Source organism: Streptomyces zagrosensis, assembly GCF_014203645.1.
Taxonomy (GTDB): Bacteria; Actinomycetota; Actinomycetes; order Streptomycetales; family Streptomycetaceae; genus Streptomyces; species Streptomyces zagrosensis.
Genome location: NZ_JACHJL010000001.1, coordinates 734,060 through 749,096, shown reverse-complemented (window position 1 = coordinate 749,096; position 15,037 = coordinate 734,060). Strand labels below are relative to the sequence as shown.

Sequence of the window (15,037 nt, the reverse complement as noted above, 5' to 3'; positions counted from 1 at the left end):
GCCTATGCGAGACGAGCCCTCCCCCAGCCACCTCCCGCGGCCCGCACCGGGAGGGGCTGCCGGGGAGGCGCCGGCGGTCGAGATCGTGGGCCTGTTCAAGCGGTACGGGACGAAGACGGCCGTCGATGGGCTCACGCTCTCCGTCGCGCGGGGCAGCGTCACCGCGGTGCTCGGCCCCAACGGCGCCGGCAAGACCACCACCATCGAGACGTGCGAGGGCTACCGGCGCCCGGACGAGGGCAGCGTGCGGGTGCTCGGGCTCGACCCGCTCGCAGACGCGGCGCGACTGCGTCCTCGCATCGGCGTCATGCTCCAGTCCGGTGGCATCTATCCCGGCGCCCGCGCCGCAGAGATGCTGCGCCACACCGCGACCCTGCACGCGCACCCCGTGGACGTGGACACCCTCATCGAACGCCTTGGCCTCGAAAGCTGCGGCCGTACGGTCTACCGACGGCTCTCCGGTGGACAGCAGCAGCGACTCGCCCTGGCCATGGCCGTCGTCGGCCGCCCCGAGCTGGTCTTCCTCGACGAACCAACCGCCGGGCTCGACCCCCAGGCCAGGCGCGCCACCTGGGACCTGGTGCGCGAGCTGCGTACGGACGGCGTGAGCGTCGTCCTCACCACGCACCACATGGACGAGGCCGAGCAACTCGCCGACGAGGTCGCCATCATCGACGGCGGCAAGGTGATCGCCGCCGGCAGCCCGGAAGCCCTGTGCCGGGGCGGCGCGGAGAACTCACTGCGCTTCTCGGGCCGCCCGGCGCTCGATGTGGTCTCGCTGCTCAAGGCCCTACCCGTGGAGTGCACGGCGATCGAGCTCACCCCCGGCTCGTACCGCATCACCGGCAACATCACGCCCCAGTTGCTGGCCACCGTGACCTCCTGGTGCGCACAGCACGGCGTACTGCCCGACCGACTGTCGGTGGAGCGGCACACCCTGGAGGACGTATTCCTGGAGCTGACCGGCAAGGAGCTGCGCGCGTGATCGCTGACCCCACTGACACTGCTGACACTGCTGACACTGCTGACACCACAGGGCCCGCCGACACCACAGGACCCGCCGCTGCGTCGGAGCCCGCTGGGACGTTCACACCCCGACCCGGCGCCGCCCCGCTCGGGCGGATGATTCGGGCCCAGGCCGCCTTGGAGACCCGGCTGCTACTGCGTAACGGCGAACAGCTGCTGCTCGTCATCATCATTCCGACGCTGCTGCTCGCCCTGTTCAGCGCCGTGGACATCGTGGACACCGGCGACGGTGACGCGGTGGACTTCCTTGCGCCCGGCGTACTGGCGCTGGCCGTGCTGTCCACCGCGTTCACCGGGCAGGCCATCGCCACCGGCTTCGAACGGCGGTACGGGGTGCTCAAGCGGCTCGGCGCCTCGCCCTTGCCGCGCTGGGGGCTGCTGACGGCCAAGACGTGCGCGGTGCTGGTGACCGAGGTGCTCCAGGTCGCGCTGCTCACGGCGGTCGCCCTCGCCCTTGGTTGGTCACCGCACGGCAACCCGGCCACGGTCGCCCTGCTGCTCCTGCTCGGCACCGCCGCGTTCTCCGGCCTCGGACTGCTGATGGCCGGCACGCTTCGGGCGGAGGCCACGCTGGCCGCGGCCAACCTGGTCTTCTTGCTGCTGCTCTTTGGCGGCGGGGTGGTCGTGCCGCTGGACAACTTCCCCGGCGGCGTGGAGTCGGTGCTGAGTTTCCTGCCCGTCTCCGCGCTCTCCGATGGGCTACGCGACGTGCTACGGGACGGCGCCGGAGTTCCCTGGGCCAACCTCGGCGTATTGGCCGCGTGGGCCGTGCTCGGCCTCGGCGCGGCGGGGCGCTTCTTCCGCTGGGAATGACACCCACGCTGCACTGCCAGACAGCCGCCGATCCCCCGTGAGACAGCCGTCAGCCCATCGTCGGGCAGCCGGCAGCCCGACGTCGGACAGCACAGTCCTTGGCCGCGGGGCCGGGCGCGCGGGCTCCGTGTCCACCCCCCTCGTGAATGCATGCACAAGGTGCGCCCTACCATGAACCCGTGCCGAATTCGTGGAATCCTTTTGAGCTGATCGCCCGCCGCTGGACGCCGTCAGCGCGGGTCGTACGGCTGACTGCGCTGATCACCGTGGTGATGGCCGTGGTCATCGTCGTGACCGGTGGCGCCGTGCGGCTGACCCAGTCCGGGCTTGGCTGTGAGACCTGGCCCAAGTGCACGGACAACAGCCTCACGCCCACCTCTGACATGGGCATTCACGGGGTTATCGAGTTCGGCAACCGCATGCTGACGTACGTGTTGTGTGGCGTGATCGGGCTGTTCATCATTGCCGCCCGCTCCTATAAGCCGACGCGGCGCTCCCTGACTCGGCTGGGCTGGGTTCAGTTCTGGATCGTGATGGGCAACGCCGTGGTCGGCGGCATCACGGTGCTGACCGGGCTCAACCCGTACATCGTCAGCTCGCACTTCCTGATCTCCATGGCACTGCTCACGGTGGCGATGGTCACCTGGCAGCGCACCCGCGAGGGTGACGCGGCTCCCCGCGGGCTGGTGGCGACCCCCGTACGGCAGCTCTCCTGGCTTCTGGTGGGAGCCGCCGGCGTACTGATCGTCATCGGCGCGGTGGTCACCGGCTCAGGCCCACATGCGGGCGACGCCACAAAGGTGCACCGCATTCCGCTGGACTGGCAGGAAATCACCCAGTTGCATGTGGACTTCGTCTACATCGTGTTCGGTCTGACCGTCGCGCTGTGGTTCACGCTGCGCGCGGTCGCAGCCCCCAAGGTCATCTCGCGCACGGTGGTCGAACTTTTCGCTGTGCTGCTCTCGCAGGGCTTGATCGGCTACATCCAGTATTTCACCCATTTGCCGGAGTTCGTCGTCGGGATGCACATGCTCGGCTCCTGCCTGGTGTGGATCGCGGTGCTGCGAGTCTTCCTCGCGCTACGGGAGCGGGGCGAGGCACCGGCCGCCGTCCCCGCGCCCACCGGTGAGCACGAGGCGCTTCAGCCCGCCGAAGAAGACCCGGCCCCCGCCGCCAGCCGATAGACCCGGCGCGCGGTACCCGCCGCCACCAGCGAGGCGATCCGCCACGCCTCGGGCTCCGTGCACACCCCCTCGGCGGCCCACTCCCGAGCCAGCTGCGCCATGCGTTCCGCGAAGAGACACGCGGCCACCACGTACAACTCCGGCAGCGCCCGCGCGCCAGTTGAAAACAGCAACTTTCCAAACGGTGCCTGCCGCAGCGTCTCCTGCGGCGCGGGCCCCACGTCCGCGTAGACATGCGGAAAGACGGCCGCAAACCGCGCCGCACGCTCATGCCCGCCGTGGCCTGGCAGCAGCACCAGGTCAGTACCGAGCCCTGCCGTCGCGGCGAGGAAGGTGGCGATCTGCTCCGGTTGCGGGCAGTGCAGTTGGACGGGCAGGCCGGTAGCGACGGCGTTCCACATCAGATGGCGCAGCAGCACCGGGTCGTCCAACCCCGCCCCACGGGTGCGCGTGCCCAGCCAGCGATCGGCGGCCCGCCGCACGGTGGGGGCATCCGGTGGCTGCGCATCGCCAAGGCCCGGTGCGCAGGCGAAGGCCACGGCGTACCGCGCTGCGGTGTACAGCGCCTCCGCCGTGTTGCCAAGGAAGTCGCCGACAGTGCCCGAGGTGTCGGCGACCTGTTCCGCGAGGGGTTCGAGCCGGACGATCTCGTGGGCGGGCGCGTCCGCGGCCGAGGCCAGCTCGTGGGCTGAGGTCAGCTCGGCGGCCGTGCCGGTCTCCAGTAGGTACGCACCGATGCCGCAGCCGCGCAGCAGCAGTCGGGTGGCGCGGTAGGCGCCCAGCTCACGTCGTGCGGCGAGATAGCGCACGGGCGTGCAGTGCGCTTCGAGGCCAAGCAGTGGCGGGCACCAGCGGCGTACGGCGAGCCCGGTCCAGGTGTCGAAGAAGGTGGTGCCGGGCGGGGCGGCGCCGTGGGAGCCGCCCGCGGTGGCCAAAAGTGACTCAAAGGAGCCGAGTCCGAGTTCACCATGCGAGACGCCGAGGCCGTGCTGGTCCACCAGTGGGGGAAGCGCGAAGCCTCGGTCCTCGGCCGCGATGGGGCCGGGCTCACAGCCAGGCTCACCCCACGGTGCTTCACCGGCCCCGCCACCTTGGGCCCAGCCCGCTGGCCGAGGGCCTGGCGGGCTGGGTCGCCGCCGCTCGGGGCCGTCCAGCAGCATCCGCGTCTCCCTGCCCGTGCGGGTCCCCCGGCGGTCTAACGCGTGCGGACACGTGAGGTGTCGGTGCGGGGAAGGCTACGGGTTGCTGGGGCCGCCGAGCTGGATACCGGCCATCCGAGACCACTCGTAGGGACCGGTGCGGACCTTGGCTGCGAACTCGCCCGAAAAGTCCTCGTGCACGGTCAGCCCGGACAGCTCGACGGCGCGCTGAGCGCTCTCATGCGAGGGGGCCACCAGGGTGCCCCACTCGCCGTTGGCGCCTACCAAGGCGATGCGTACGGAGCCGCGTCCAATATGGGCGAGTTGGCCCTCGGCGCTGCCGCCGTGGCTGCGGGCGAAGGCGTTGATCTGCTTGGCCAGCCGGGCTGCGCGGCGCTCCGCCCTGGCGTCGCGGACGGCCTCGGTGGCCGGGGGCGGCGTGCTCTCTTCGGCCTGCTCGGTGTCTGCCATGGGCACGATGCTACCGAGCGGTAAATGACCTTGGCGACGGGCCGTGCGCGTGGCCTGCGCCACCCACGCGGGGTGGGCGGGCGCCGGATCAGCACGAGCCGGCGCCGCACAAACCGCCCAAACGAGCTAAGGAGAGTGGCGCGCTGCGCGTTCAGCGCAGGAACGGGTCCACGGCCACCGCCACGAAGAGCAGCGAGACATAGGTGATGGACCAGTGGAAGAGCCGCATCTCGTTGAGCTTGGCGCCCGTTACTCCGGCCTTGGCGCGCGAGTAGAGCCCGTGCGCTTCCTTGAGCCAGAGCGCGCCAAGCGCGGCGGCGACCACCGGGTAGAACCAACCGGTGAAGCCGAGCGGCCACAGCGCCAGCGACACCAGCACCATCATCCAGCTGTAGAGCACGATCTGCCGGGCCACGGCCTTGTTGCCGGCGACGACCGGCAGCATGGGCACGCCCGCGCGCTCGTAGTCGTCCTTGACCTTCATCGACAGCGGCCAGTAGTGCGGCGGCGTCCAGAAGAACATGACCGCGAAGAGGACTACCGAGGCCCAGGAGACGGAGTTGGTGACGGCCGACCAGCCGACGAAGACCGGCATGCAGCCAGCGATGCCGCCCCAGACGATGTTCTGCGCGGTGCGCCGCTTGAGCAGCATCGTGTAGCCGATGACGTAGAACAGCAGCGCGCCCAGTGCGAGCATCGACGACAGCGGGTTGACCAGGAACCACAACCAGGCCGTGGAGACCACGGTGAGGGCGTAAGCGAAGATCAGGCACTCGCGTGGCGAGACCATGCCGGTCACCAGGGGCCGCTGAGAAGTGCGGTCCATCAGGGCGTCGATGTCCCGATCGATATACATGTTGAATGCACCGGCGCCACCGGCGGACATGAATCCGCCTAGGCAGGTAGCAAGCACAAGCCATAGGTCGGGAACACCCTCGGCGGCCAAGAACATCACCGGAACGGTCGTCATCAGCAACAGCTCGATGACGCGCGGCTTCGTCAATGCGAGAAACGCCTTGGCACGGGCCCCGAACGGCCGGTGACTGTGGCTCTGGGTAGAGAGCGACCCCGCAGGACGGGATTCGACGGCCGTCACGCACACCCCTGGTTTAGTGACATCAGCGGCAGGAAGCCGCAGGCAGACCAGCAAGCACCGGATATGAAGCCCCGGTTAAGACTTGCGCGTACCACGCCACTCTAGACGTTGCCGCTACGCCGCCCGTCGCCGGGGTGGGGTCGTGTTGGGGGTCGGTCCGCACCGTGATGGGCATCGACAACCCATCGAAAACTCATCGAAAATCGACCGACAACCCATCGGCGAGCCATCGATAAACCACCGCATCCCGCGGTTCCGACGCGCGCGCTCATGCCCGTGCGGGCAAGGTGGAAAGGTGCCACGACAACGGCCGATGACTCAGCCGATGACTAAGGGACGACACCCCGGGGAACCCGCGTGGCCAGCAGGTCATGGCGGTGTCCACAGGGCGCAGCGGTCGAAAGAATGAGCGCTGTCGCGGGGGTAGGCTCGGCCCTGCCCGGCGTGAAGAACCCGCACCGGATTCGACCTTGTGGAGAGGAGCCCTGACTCAGGGTGAGCACCAAGCCGACCACCACAGATCTTCAGTGGACCGAACTGGACCAGCGGGCCGTGGACACCGTCCGCGTCCTGGCCATGGATGCCGTGCAGAAGGTCGGTAACGGCCACCCTGGCACGGCCATGAGCCTGGCTCCGGCCGCGTACCTTCTCTTTCAGAAGTTGATGCGGCACGATCCCACGGACGCGAACTGGACCGGCCGTGACCGGTTCGTTCTCTCCCCCGGACATACCAGCCTCACGCTCTACATTCAGCTCTTCCTTTCCGGTTACGGACTGGAGCTGGAGGATCTCAAGGCGTTCCGCACCTGGGGCAGCAAGACCCCCGGACACCCCGAGGTCGGTCACACCACCGGTGTGGAGACCACCACGGGACCGCTCGGTCAGGGCATCGCGAACGCGGTGGGCATGGCCATGGCCGCCCGCTACGAGCGCGGGCTGTTCGACCCTGACGCGCCCAAGGGCAGCTCCCCCTTCGACCACACCATCTGGGCGATCGTCTCCGATGGTGACCTGGAAGAGGGCATCTCCGCCGAGGCGTCGTCGCTGGCCGGGCACCAAAAGCTGGGCAACCTGGTCGCGCTCTACGACGACAACCACATCTCCATCGAGGGCGACACAGCCACCGCCCTTTCGGAGGACGTGCTCAAGCGGTACGAGGCGTACGGCTGGCACGTCCAGCGCATTGACCAGGCGGCCAGCGGCGACTTCGACATCGAGGCGCTGCACGCGGCGTTGCAGGCCGCGCAGGCCGAGACGGAGCGGCCGTCGATCATCGCGGCCCGCACGATCATCGCCTGGCCCGCGCCGAACGCGCAGAACACCGAGGCCTCACACGGCTCCGCGCTTGGCGCCGACGAGGTCGCGGCCACCAAGGAGGTGCTCGGCTTCGACCCGGAGCAGCACTTCGACGTAGAAGAGGCGGTGCTCGCGCACGCCCGTAAGGTCATTGACCGCGGCCGACAGGTCCACAGCGACTGGGACAAGCAGTTGCTGGCCTGGCGCGAGGCCAACCCGGAGCGGGCCGCCGAGTTCGACCGGATCAGCTCGGGCGAGCTGCCCGCGGGCTGGGAGAAGTCCCTGCCGTCCTTCCCCGTGGGCAAGGACGTGGCCACCCGCAAGGCATCCGGCGAGGCCCTCAAGGCGCTCGGCGCGGTCATTCCCGAGCTGTGGGGCGGCTCCGCCGACCTCGCGGGCTCGAACAACACCACGATCGACGCGTCGTCGTCCTTCCTCCCGGCGGACAACCCGCTGCCAGAGGCGAGCCCCTACGGCCGCACGGTGCACTTCGGCATCCGCGAGCACGCCATGGGCTCGACCATGAACGGCATCGCGCTGCACGGCAACACCCGCGTCTACGGCGGCACCTTCTTGGTGTTCTCCGACTACATGCGCCCGGCGGTGCGGCTCGCCGCTTTGATGAAGCTGCCGGTCACCTATGTGTGGACGCACGACTCCATCGGCCTCGGTGAGGACGGGCCGACCCACCAGCCGGTCGAGCACATGGCCGCGCTGCGCGCGATCCCCGGCCTGAACATGGTGCGCCCGGCCGACGCCAACGAGACGGCGATCGCCTGGCGCGAGATCCTGCGCCGGCACCGGGACAAGCCCGCCCCGCACGGCCTGGCCCTGACCCGGCAGAACGTGCCCACCTACGAGGCCAACGAGAACACGGCCAAGGGTGGCTACGTACTGCGCGACGCCGAGGGCGGCCAGGCGAAGGTGATCCTGATCGCCACCGGTTCCGAGGTGCACCTCGCTGTCGAGGCGCGCGAGCAGCTTCAGGCTGCCGGGGTGCCCACTCGCGTGGTGTCGATGCCCTCGGTCGAGTGGTTCGAGGAGCAGGACCAGGCTTACCGGGACAGCGTGCTGACCCCGACCGTGAAGGCGCGCGTCGCGGTCGAGGCGGGCATCGGCCTGACCTGGTACCGCTTCGTTGGTGACCACGGCCGAATCGTCTCGCTTGAGCACTACGGCGCGTCCGCGGACTACAAGGTGCTGTTCCACGAGTTCGGCATCACCGCCGACGCGGTGGTCCAGGCCGCGCGGGAATCGATCGACGCCGCCGGGCGCTGACGCTCGTATACGACTAGTAGGAGTTGCAATTCCCATGACAGACGCACTCAAGCGCCTCTCGGACGAAGGCGTCGCGATCTGGCTGGACGACCTGTCCCGTAAGCGGATCACCTCCGGCAACCTCGCCGAGCTGATCGACCAGCAGCACGTCGTCGGCGTCACGACCAACCCGTCGATCTTCCAGAAGGCCATCTCCCAGGGTGACGGCTACGACCAGCAGCTCGCGGACCTCGCGGTGCGCGGGGTGACCGTCGAAGAGGCCGTTCGCATGATCACCACAGCGGACGTCCGCGACGCCGCCGACATCCTGCGCCCGGTCTTCGACGCGACCGATGGCCAGGACGGCCGGGTCTCCATCGAGGTTGACCCGCGCCTTGCGCACCGTACGGATGCCACCGTGGCCGAGGCCAAGCAACTGGCCTGGCTGGTGGACCGGCCGAACACGCTGATCAAGATCCCGGCCACCGAGGCGGGACTGCCGGCGATCACCGAGACCATCGGCCGCGGCATCAGCGTCAACGTCACGTTGATCTTCTCGCTTGAGCGCTACCGCAAGGTGATGGAGGCTTACGTGGCGGGCCTGGAGAAGGCCAAGGCCGCCGGAATCGACCTCTCCACGATCTACTCGGTGGCGTCGTTCTTCGTCTCCCGAGTGGACACCGAGATCGACAAGCGCCTTGACGGCCTGGGCACTGACGAGGCCAAGCAGCTCAAGGGCAAGGCCGCGCTCGCCAACGCCAGGCTCGCCTACCAGGCGTACGAAGAGGTCTTCGGCTCCGCTGACGGCTCGGTCGCCCCCTCCGAGCGGTTCGCCGCACTGGACAAGGCGCAGGCCAACCGGCAGCGCCCGCTGTGGGCATCGACCGGTGTGAAGGACCCCGCGTACAAGGACACGCTGTACGTGGACGACCTGGTCGCGCCCGGCACGGTCAACACGATGCCGGAGGCCACGCTGGAGGCCACCGCCGCGCGCGGTCAGATCACCGGTGACACCGTGCGAGCCACTTACGCCCAGGCCCAGGCCGACCTCGATGCCCTCGCCGCTATCGGCATCAGCTATGACGATGTCGTACGGCTGCTCGAAGAGGAGGGCGTGAGTAAGTTCGAGGCGTCCTGGACCGATCTGCTGAAGTCCACCGAGGCCGAGCTCAAGCGCCTCACTCCGGCAAAGGACTGACCTTGTCTGAACCCGCACGCGGCGACAATCCGCTGCGTGACGCTCAGGACCGACGGCTCCCGCGTATCGCGGGACCGTCGGGCCTGGTGATCTTCGGCGTCACGGGCGATTTGTCACGTAAAAAGCTGATGCCAGCCGTTTATGACCTGGCTAACCGTGGGCTGCTGCCTCCGGGCTTCTCCCTCATCGGATTCGCCCGCCGCGACTGGGAAGACGAGGACTTCTCCCAGGTCGTGCACGACGCAGTCAAGGAACACGCCAGGACCCCCTTTCGCGAGGAGGTCTGGCAACAACTCGCCGAGGGATTTCGCTTCGTTCCCGGCGAGTTCTCCGACGACGAGGCGTTCAAGCTACTCAAAAGCACCATAGAGGAGCTGGACGGGACCCGCGGCACGGGCGGCAACTTCGCCTTCTATCTGTCCGTACCGCCGAAGTTCTTCCCCACCGTCGTCCAGCAGCTCAAGCGACACGGCCTGTCCGAGGGCCAGGGCGACTCCTGGCGACGGGCCGTCATCGAAAAGCCCTTCGGTCACGACCTGGCCAGCGCGCAAGAGCTCAACCAGGTCGTCCACCAGGTCTTCAGGCCCAGCGATGTCTTCCGCATCGATCACTACCTGGGCAAGGAGACGGTCCAAAACATCCTGGCGCTGCGCTTCGCCAACACCATGTTCGAGCCGCTGTGGAACCGCTCGTACGTGGACCACGTGCAGATCACCATGGCCGAGGACATCGGCATCGGCGGCCGGGCAGGCTACTACGACGGCATCGGCTCCGCCCGTGACGTCATCCAAAACCACCTGCTCCAACTCCTCGCGCTGACCGCCATGGAGGAGCCCGCCTCCTTCGACGCCAAGGCCCTGGTCACCGAGAAGCTGAAGGCGCTCACCGCCGTCAAGCTCCCCAACGACCTGGGCAGGCACACCGTGCGCGGCCAGTACACGCACGGCTGGCAGGGCGGTACCGAGGTCTGCGGCTACCTCGAAGAAGAGGGCATCGATCCGGCGTCGAAGACCGACACCTACGCCGCCATCAAGCTGGAGATCGACAACCGCCGCTGGGCGGGCGTCCCCTTCTATCTGCGCACCGGCAAGCGGCTCGGGCGCCGGGTGACGGAGATCGCCGTGGTCTTCCAGCGCGCCCCGTACTCCCCGTTCGACACCACCGACACCCAGGAACTGGGGCAAAACGCCCTGGTGATCCGGGTACAGCCGGACGAGGGCGTGACCATCAGGTTCGGCTCCAAGGTGCCCGGCACCTCGATGGAGATCCGGGACGTGACCATGGACTTCGCGTACGGCGAGTCCTTCACCGAGTCCAGCCCAGAGGCGTACGAGCGGCTGCTCCTTGACGTGCTGCTCGGCGACGCGAACCTCTTCCCGCGACACCAGGAAGTCGAAGAGTCCTGGCGCATCCTCGACCCGATCGAGACGTACTGGGACAAGCACGGCAAGCCCGAGGAGTACACCGCCGGGACCTGGGGTCCCAAGGCTGCGGACCAGATGCTTGCACGAGACGGACGGAGTTGGCGGCGGCCATGAACATCGATCTCACGGACACCACGTCCAGCCGGATCAACTCCGCCTTGGTTCAGGCGCGCCGGGCAACCGGCACGCCTGCCGTCGGGATGGTCCTCACCTTGGTCATCGTGACCGACGAGGGCAACCACTACGACGCGCTCAAGGCCGCGAGCGAGGCATCGAAGGAACATCCCTCGCGGACGCTGGTCGTCATCCGACGCCCAGGGCGATCACCTCGCGACCGTAAGATCGCCCGACTCGACGCCGAGGTGCGGGTCGGTGGGGACAGCGGGACCGGCGAGACGGTGCTGCTGCGGCTGCATGGCGAGTTGTCCAGTCACGCGCACTCGGTGGTGTTGCCGCTGCTGCTGCCGGACGCCCCCGTCGTGGTGTGGTGGCCGGAGGACGCGCCGGATCACCCGGGGGACGATCTGCTCGGTCAGCTCGCCGCGCGCCGTATCACCGACGCCCAGGCCACCGAGGACCCGGTCGCCACGCTCGGGCTGCGGGCCGACACCTACACCCCGGGCGACACCGACCTGGCCTGGACCCGGATCACCCCGTGGCGCAGCGTGCTGGCCGCGGCCCTGGACCAAAAGCACGCGACGGTCACCTCGGCCTCGGTCGAAGGGGAGGCGTACAACCCCAGCAGCGAGTTGCTGGGACTGTGGCTCGCCGAGCGGCTGGGCGTACCGGTCGAGCGGCAGGTCTCGGAGGGCCCCGGGCTCACTGCGGTGCGTCTGGAGACCGCCGATGGCACGATCTGCTTGGACCGGGCGGACGGCTCGCTGGCGGAGTTGGCCATGCCGGGCCAGCCCGACCGGCACGTTGCGCTGCATCGGCGGGAGACCTCCGAGCTGATCGCCGAGGAGCTGCGCCGCCTCGACCCGGACGAGACGTACGCCTCCGCGGTGAAGTACGGCGTGGCACGACTGGGCAGCAAGGCTCCGGCAGCGAGGACTAAGGCCCCGGCAACAGGAGGCAAGGCCCCGGCCGCAGGAAATAAGGCCAAGGCCGACAGCGTACGGATCGACCAGGCCGGCACCGCCGCCCCAGCCGCGGGAACGGAGCCCGCGCCGGACGGCAACAGCGGTGCGGATGGCGGCAGCGGTGGCGGGAGTGGCAAGAAGAAGTCCGCCCCGCAGGCGGTCAAGAGGGCGGCGTCGAAGTGACCGCGCCGCAGGTCGTCGTCCACCGCGACAAGGAGCTGATGGCCCGGGCCGCCGCCGCCCGGCTGATCACGCGCATCGTCGATGCGCAGGCCGCCCGCGGCTCTGCGTCGGTCGTCCTCACCGGGGGCCGCAACGGCAACGGGCTGCTGGCGGCGCTCGCCGAGTCCCCTGCGCGGGACGCGGTGGACTGGTCGCGGCTGGATCTGTGGTGGGGCGACGAGCGGTTCTTGCCGACCGGCGACCCGGAGCGCAACGCCACCCAGGCCCGGGAGGCGTTGCTCGACGCGGTGCCGCTGGACCCGGCTCGGGTGCACCCGATGCCCGCGTCGGACGGCACGTACACCGGCGATGCCGACGCGGCGGCTGCCGCCTACGCCACGGAGTTGGCCACCGCAGCCGCCCAGGAGACCGCCTCGCCGCCGGCCGGTGCCGGCGGCGGTGGCGTGCCCGCGTTCGACGTGCTTCTCCTTGGGGTCGGCCCGGACACGCATGTGGCCTCGCTCTTTCCGGAGCTGCCCGCGGTACGCGAGACGGAGCGAACCGTGGTCGGCGTGCACGGCGCGCCCAAGCCGCCGCCCACGCGTATCTCGCTGACCCTGCCCGCGATTCGCGCGGCCCGCGAGGTGTGGCTGCTCGCGGCGGGCGAGGACAAGGCCAGGGCCGTGGCCATCGCACTCTCGGGCGCCGGTGAGGTGCAGACCCCGGCCGCCGGTGCCCGCGGCCAAAGCCGCACCCTGTGGCTCCTGGACCGGGCAGCCGCCGCCGAACTCCCGCGCGACCTGTATCCGCCGTCGTCGCCCTGACGATGCCAGGCCCGCGCTGACGGCGCCGTACGGTCGCCTTGGGGGTGGCGGTCGCCTAGGCCGGCAGCGGCTACCCGGGTCGGTGCCGGTCACCTTCGGCCGGTGCAGGTCACTTCGGCCGGTGCTGGTCGCCTGCTCGGGCCGGGTGCGGCGCGGTGGACTTCCGCCGCGCCGCGCCCGGCGAGCGCAGGGGCTGTGTCAACTGTGTCAACGCCCCCGCAGCGTGCGGTACCGCTCCACCAGGGCCGCCGTGGAGCTGTCCAGCCCCGGCACCTCCTCGTCGGCGAGCAGCGCGGGCTCCACCTCCTTGGCGAGCACCTTGCCCAGTTCCACACCCCACTGGTCGAAGGAGTCGATGTTCCAGATCGCGCCCTGCACAAACACCTTGTGCTCGTAGAGCGCGATCAACTGGCCGAGCACCGAAGGCGTCAACTCGTTGGCGAGGATGGTGCTGGTCGGCCGGTTGCCGGGGAACGTCTTGTGCGGCACCAACTCCTCCGCCACGCCCTCCGCCCTGACCTCGTCCGCCGTCTTACCGAACGCGAGCGCCTGGCCCTGCGCGAACAGGTTGGCCATCAACAGGTCGTGCTGCCGGGCGAGTCCAGGCGACAGGTCGTTCACCGGCTTGGCAAATCCGATCAGATCGGCCGGGATGAGCTTCGTCCCCTGATGCAGCAACTGATAGTAGGCGTGCTGGCCGTTGGTGCCGGGCGTGCCCCACACCACGGGGCCGGTCTGCCACGTGACGGGCCTGCCCTGGCGGTCCACCGACTTGCCGTTGGACTCCATGTCGAGCTGTTGGAGGTACGCGGTGAACTTGGCCAGGTAGTGGCTGTAAGGCAGTACGGCATGGGCCTGGGCGTCGTGGAAGTCGCCGTACCAGACGCCGAGTAGGCCAAGGAGCAGCGGCACGTTCTCCTCGGGCGGGGCGCTGAGGAAATGCTCATCGATCAGGTGGAAGCCCGCGAGCATCTCTCGAAAGCGGTCATGGCCGATGGCGATCATGAGCGAGAGCCCGATCGCGGAGTCGTACGAGTAACGACCGCCGACCCAGTCCCAGAACTCGAACATATTGGTCGGATCGATGCCGAACTCGGCGACCTTCTCCGCATTGGTGGACAGCGCCACGAAGTGCTTGGCGACCGCGTCCTGATCCGCCCTCAGCTCGGACAGCAGCCAGTCGCGGGCCGACTTCGCATTGGTGATGGTCTCGATGGTGGTAAAGGTCTTGGAGGCCACGATGAACAGCGTCTCGGCCGCGTCGAGATCGCGGATCGCCTCGTGCAGGTCGGCGCCGTCCACATTGGATACGAAGCGAAAATCCAGGTGGCGTGCGCTGTAGGCGCGTAGCGCCTCATAGGCCATGGCAGGGCCCAGGTCGGAGCCGCCAATACCAATATTGACGACCGTCTTGATCGGCTTACCGGTGTGCCCGGTCCAGTGGCCCGACCTGATGCGGTCGGCGAAAGTGGCCATCTTGGTGAGTACCGCGTGCACGGCGGGCATCACGTTCTCGCCGTTGGCCTCGATGACCTTTGACAGCGGGGCCCGCAGCGCCGTGTGCAGTACGGAGCGCCCCTCGGTGGTGTTGATTGCGTCGCCGCGGAACATGGCGTCCCGCAACTCGGCGACGCCGCTCGCCGCTGCCAGGTTTCGCAGCAGTCGCAGCGTCTCGTCGGTGACCAGGTGCTTGGAATAGTCCAGATAAAGATCGCCGACCCGCAGGGTGTAGCGCTTACCGCGCTCCGGGTCGGCCGCAAACACCTCACGCAGTCGCACCTGCCCCAGTTGCTCGCGGTGCTCTTCCAGCGCGATCCACTCCGGCATCTGGTCGAGCCGGGTTCGGCCTTCAGCGTTCATCTCGGACATCAGCCCTATTCTTCTCGTCAGTGCGCCAGCGCCGCCCAACCTAGTTGATCAGGGCCGCAGCTACGCCGCAATCGCGGGCTGGGGCGCCGCCCACGAAAAGAGCCCGGCAGCCTTCCGTAACGGAAGCGCTAGCCGGGCCCTGCCCGTGTCGGAAAGGCGCGACGCGGGCCGCGTGGCCCGCTGCCGGTCGGTGCCT

12 protein-coding genes are annotated in these 15,037 nt (G+C 69.0%); 8 read left to right on the top strand and 4 right to left on the bottom strand.

The window, feature by feature from the left end; all coding sequences use genetic code 11:
- Nucleotides 1-4: 4 nt before the first annotated feature.
- The 3 genes from FHS42_RS03120 (at nucleotide 5) to FHS42_RS03110 (ending at nucleotide 3,023) form a co-directional block, all read left to right on the top strand.
- Nucleotides 5-985: an ABC transporter ATP-binding protein gene (locus FHS42_RS03120; protein WP_184568896.1), complete on the top strand. Its 981-nt coding sequence runs from the start codon at nucleotides 5-7 to the stop codon at nucleotides 983-985.
- Nucleotides 986-1,122: 137 nt separating this feature from the next.
- Nucleotides 1,123-1,839: an ABC transporter permease gene (locus FHS42_RS03115; RefSeq protein WP_184569075.1), complete on the top strand. Its 717-nt coding sequence runs from the start codon at nucleotides 1,123-1,125 to the stop codon at nucleotides 1,837-1,839.
- 179 nt (nucleotides 1,840-2,018) lie between these two features.
- Nucleotides 2,019-3,023, top strand: coding sequence for a COX15/CtaA family protein (locus FHS42_RS03110; RefSeq protein ID WP_184568895.1), 1,005 nt, complete (start codon nucleotides 2,019-2,021; stop codon nucleotides 3,021-3,023).
- On the opposite strand, the gene FHS42_RS03105 is transcribed toward FHS42_RS03110, so the two are convergent.
- The 3 genes from FHS42_RS03105 to FHS42_RS03095 form a co-directional block, all read right to left on the bottom strand.
- Nucleotides 2,981-4,183, bottom strand: a complete 1,203-nt coding sequence (locus FHS42_RS03105) for an amidohydrolase family protein (protein ID WP_246494115.1) — start codon at nucleotides 4,181-4,183, stop codon at nucleotides 2,981-2,983. The genes FHS42_RS03110 and FHS42_RS03105 overlap by 43 nt on opposite strands.
- 75 nt (nucleotides 4,184-4,258) lie before the next feature.
- Nucleotides 4,259-4,633 (bottom strand): hypothetical protein, encoded by a 375-nt coding sequence (locus FHS42_RS03100; protein ID WP_184568894.1) that lies wholly within the window; start codon nucleotides 4,631-4,633, stop codon nucleotides 4,259-4,261.
- A gap of 151 nt (nucleotides 4,634-4,784) precedes the next feature.
- On the bottom strand, nucleotides 4,785-5,729 hold the full coding sequence (locus FHS42_RS03095; RefSeq protein ID WP_184568893.1) for a heme o synthase: 945 nt from the start codon (nucleotides 5,727-5,729) through the stop codon (nucleotides 4,785-4,787).
- A gap of 495 nt (nucleotides 5,730-6,224) precedes the next feature.
- Between FHS42_RS03095 and tkt the strand changes: the two genes are divergently transcribed.
- From tkt to pgl, 5 genes are read left to right on the top strand one after another with little or no spacing between them, the layout of a single operon-like run.
- A complete protein-coding gene (tkt, locus tag FHS42_RS03090) occupies nucleotides 6,225-8,303 on the top strand; it encodes a transketolase (protein ID WP_184568892.1) in 2,079 nt (692 codons plus the stop codon).
- Nucleotides 8,304-8,337: 34 nt separating this feature from the next.
- Complete coding sequence (tal, locus tag FHS42_RS03085; protein WP_184568891.1) at nucleotides 8,338-9,480, top strand: transaldolase; 1,143 nt, start codon at nucleotides 8,338-8,340, stop codon at nucleotides 9,478-9,480.
- Nucleotides 9,477-11,018 (top strand): glucose-6-phosphate dehydrogenase, encoded by a 1,542-nt coding sequence (gene zwf, locus FHS42_RS03080; protein WP_246494173.1) that lies wholly within the window; start codon nucleotides 9,477-9,479, stop codon nucleotides 11,016-11,018. The genes tal and zwf overlap by 4 nt, the downstream gene beginning before the upstream one ends.
- Nucleotides 11,015-12,169, top strand: coding sequence for a glucose-6-phosphate dehydrogenase assembly protein OpcA (opcA, locus tag FHS42_RS03075; protein ID WP_184568889.1), 1,155 nt, complete (start codon nucleotides 11,015-11,017; stop codon nucleotides 12,167-12,169). The genes zwf and opcA overlap by 4 nt, the downstream gene beginning before the upstream one ends.
- Complete coding sequence (gene pgl / locus FHS42_RS03070; RefSeq protein ID WP_184568888.1) at nucleotides 12,166-12,972, top strand: 6-phosphogluconolactonase; 807 nt, start codon at nucleotides 12,166-12,168, stop codon at nucleotides 12,970-12,972. The genes opcA and pgl overlap by 4 nt, the downstream gene beginning before the upstream one ends.
- A 207-nt stretch (nucleotides 12,973-13,179) precedes the next feature.
- On the opposite strand, the gene pgi is transcribed toward pgl, so the two are convergent.
- The gene (pgi, locus tag FHS42_RS03065; RefSeq protein WP_184569073.1) at nucleotides 13,180-14,832 is read right to left on the bottom strand and encodes a glucose-6-phosphate isomerase; all 1,653 of its coding nucleotides are present in this window, start codon (nucleotides 14,830-14,832) and stop codon (nucleotides 13,180-13,182) included.
- Nucleotides 14,833-15,037: the final 205 nt, after the last annotated feature.

Coding starts and splice junctions, on each gene's coding strand:
- FHS42_RS03120 (WP_184568896.1), top strand. CDS start 5: ATGCGAGACGAGCCCTCCCCCAGCCACCTCCCGCGGCCCGCACCGGGA.
- FHS42_RS03115 (WP_184569075.1), top strand. CDS start 1,123: ATGATTCGGGCCCAGGCCGCCTTGGAGACCCGGCTGCTACTGCGTAAC.
- FHS42_RS03105 (WP_246494115.1), bottom strand. CDS start 4,183: ATGCTGCTGGACGGCCCCGAGCGGCGGCGACCCAGCCCGCCAGGCCCT.
- FHS42_RS03100 (WP_184568894.1), bottom strand. CDS start 4,633: ATGGCAGACACCGAGCAGGCCGAAGAGAGCACGCCGCCCCCGGCCACC.
- tal (WP_184568891.1), top strand. CDS start 8,338: ATGACAGACGCACTCAAGCGCCTCTCGGACGAAGGCGTCGCGATCTGG.
- opcA (WP_184568889.1), top strand. CDS start 11,015: ATGAACATCGATCTCACGGACACCACGTCCAGCCGGATCAACTCCGCC.
- pgi (WP_184569073.1), bottom strand. CDS start 14,832: ATGAACGCTGAAGGCCGAACCCGGCTCGACCAGATGCCGGAGTGGATC.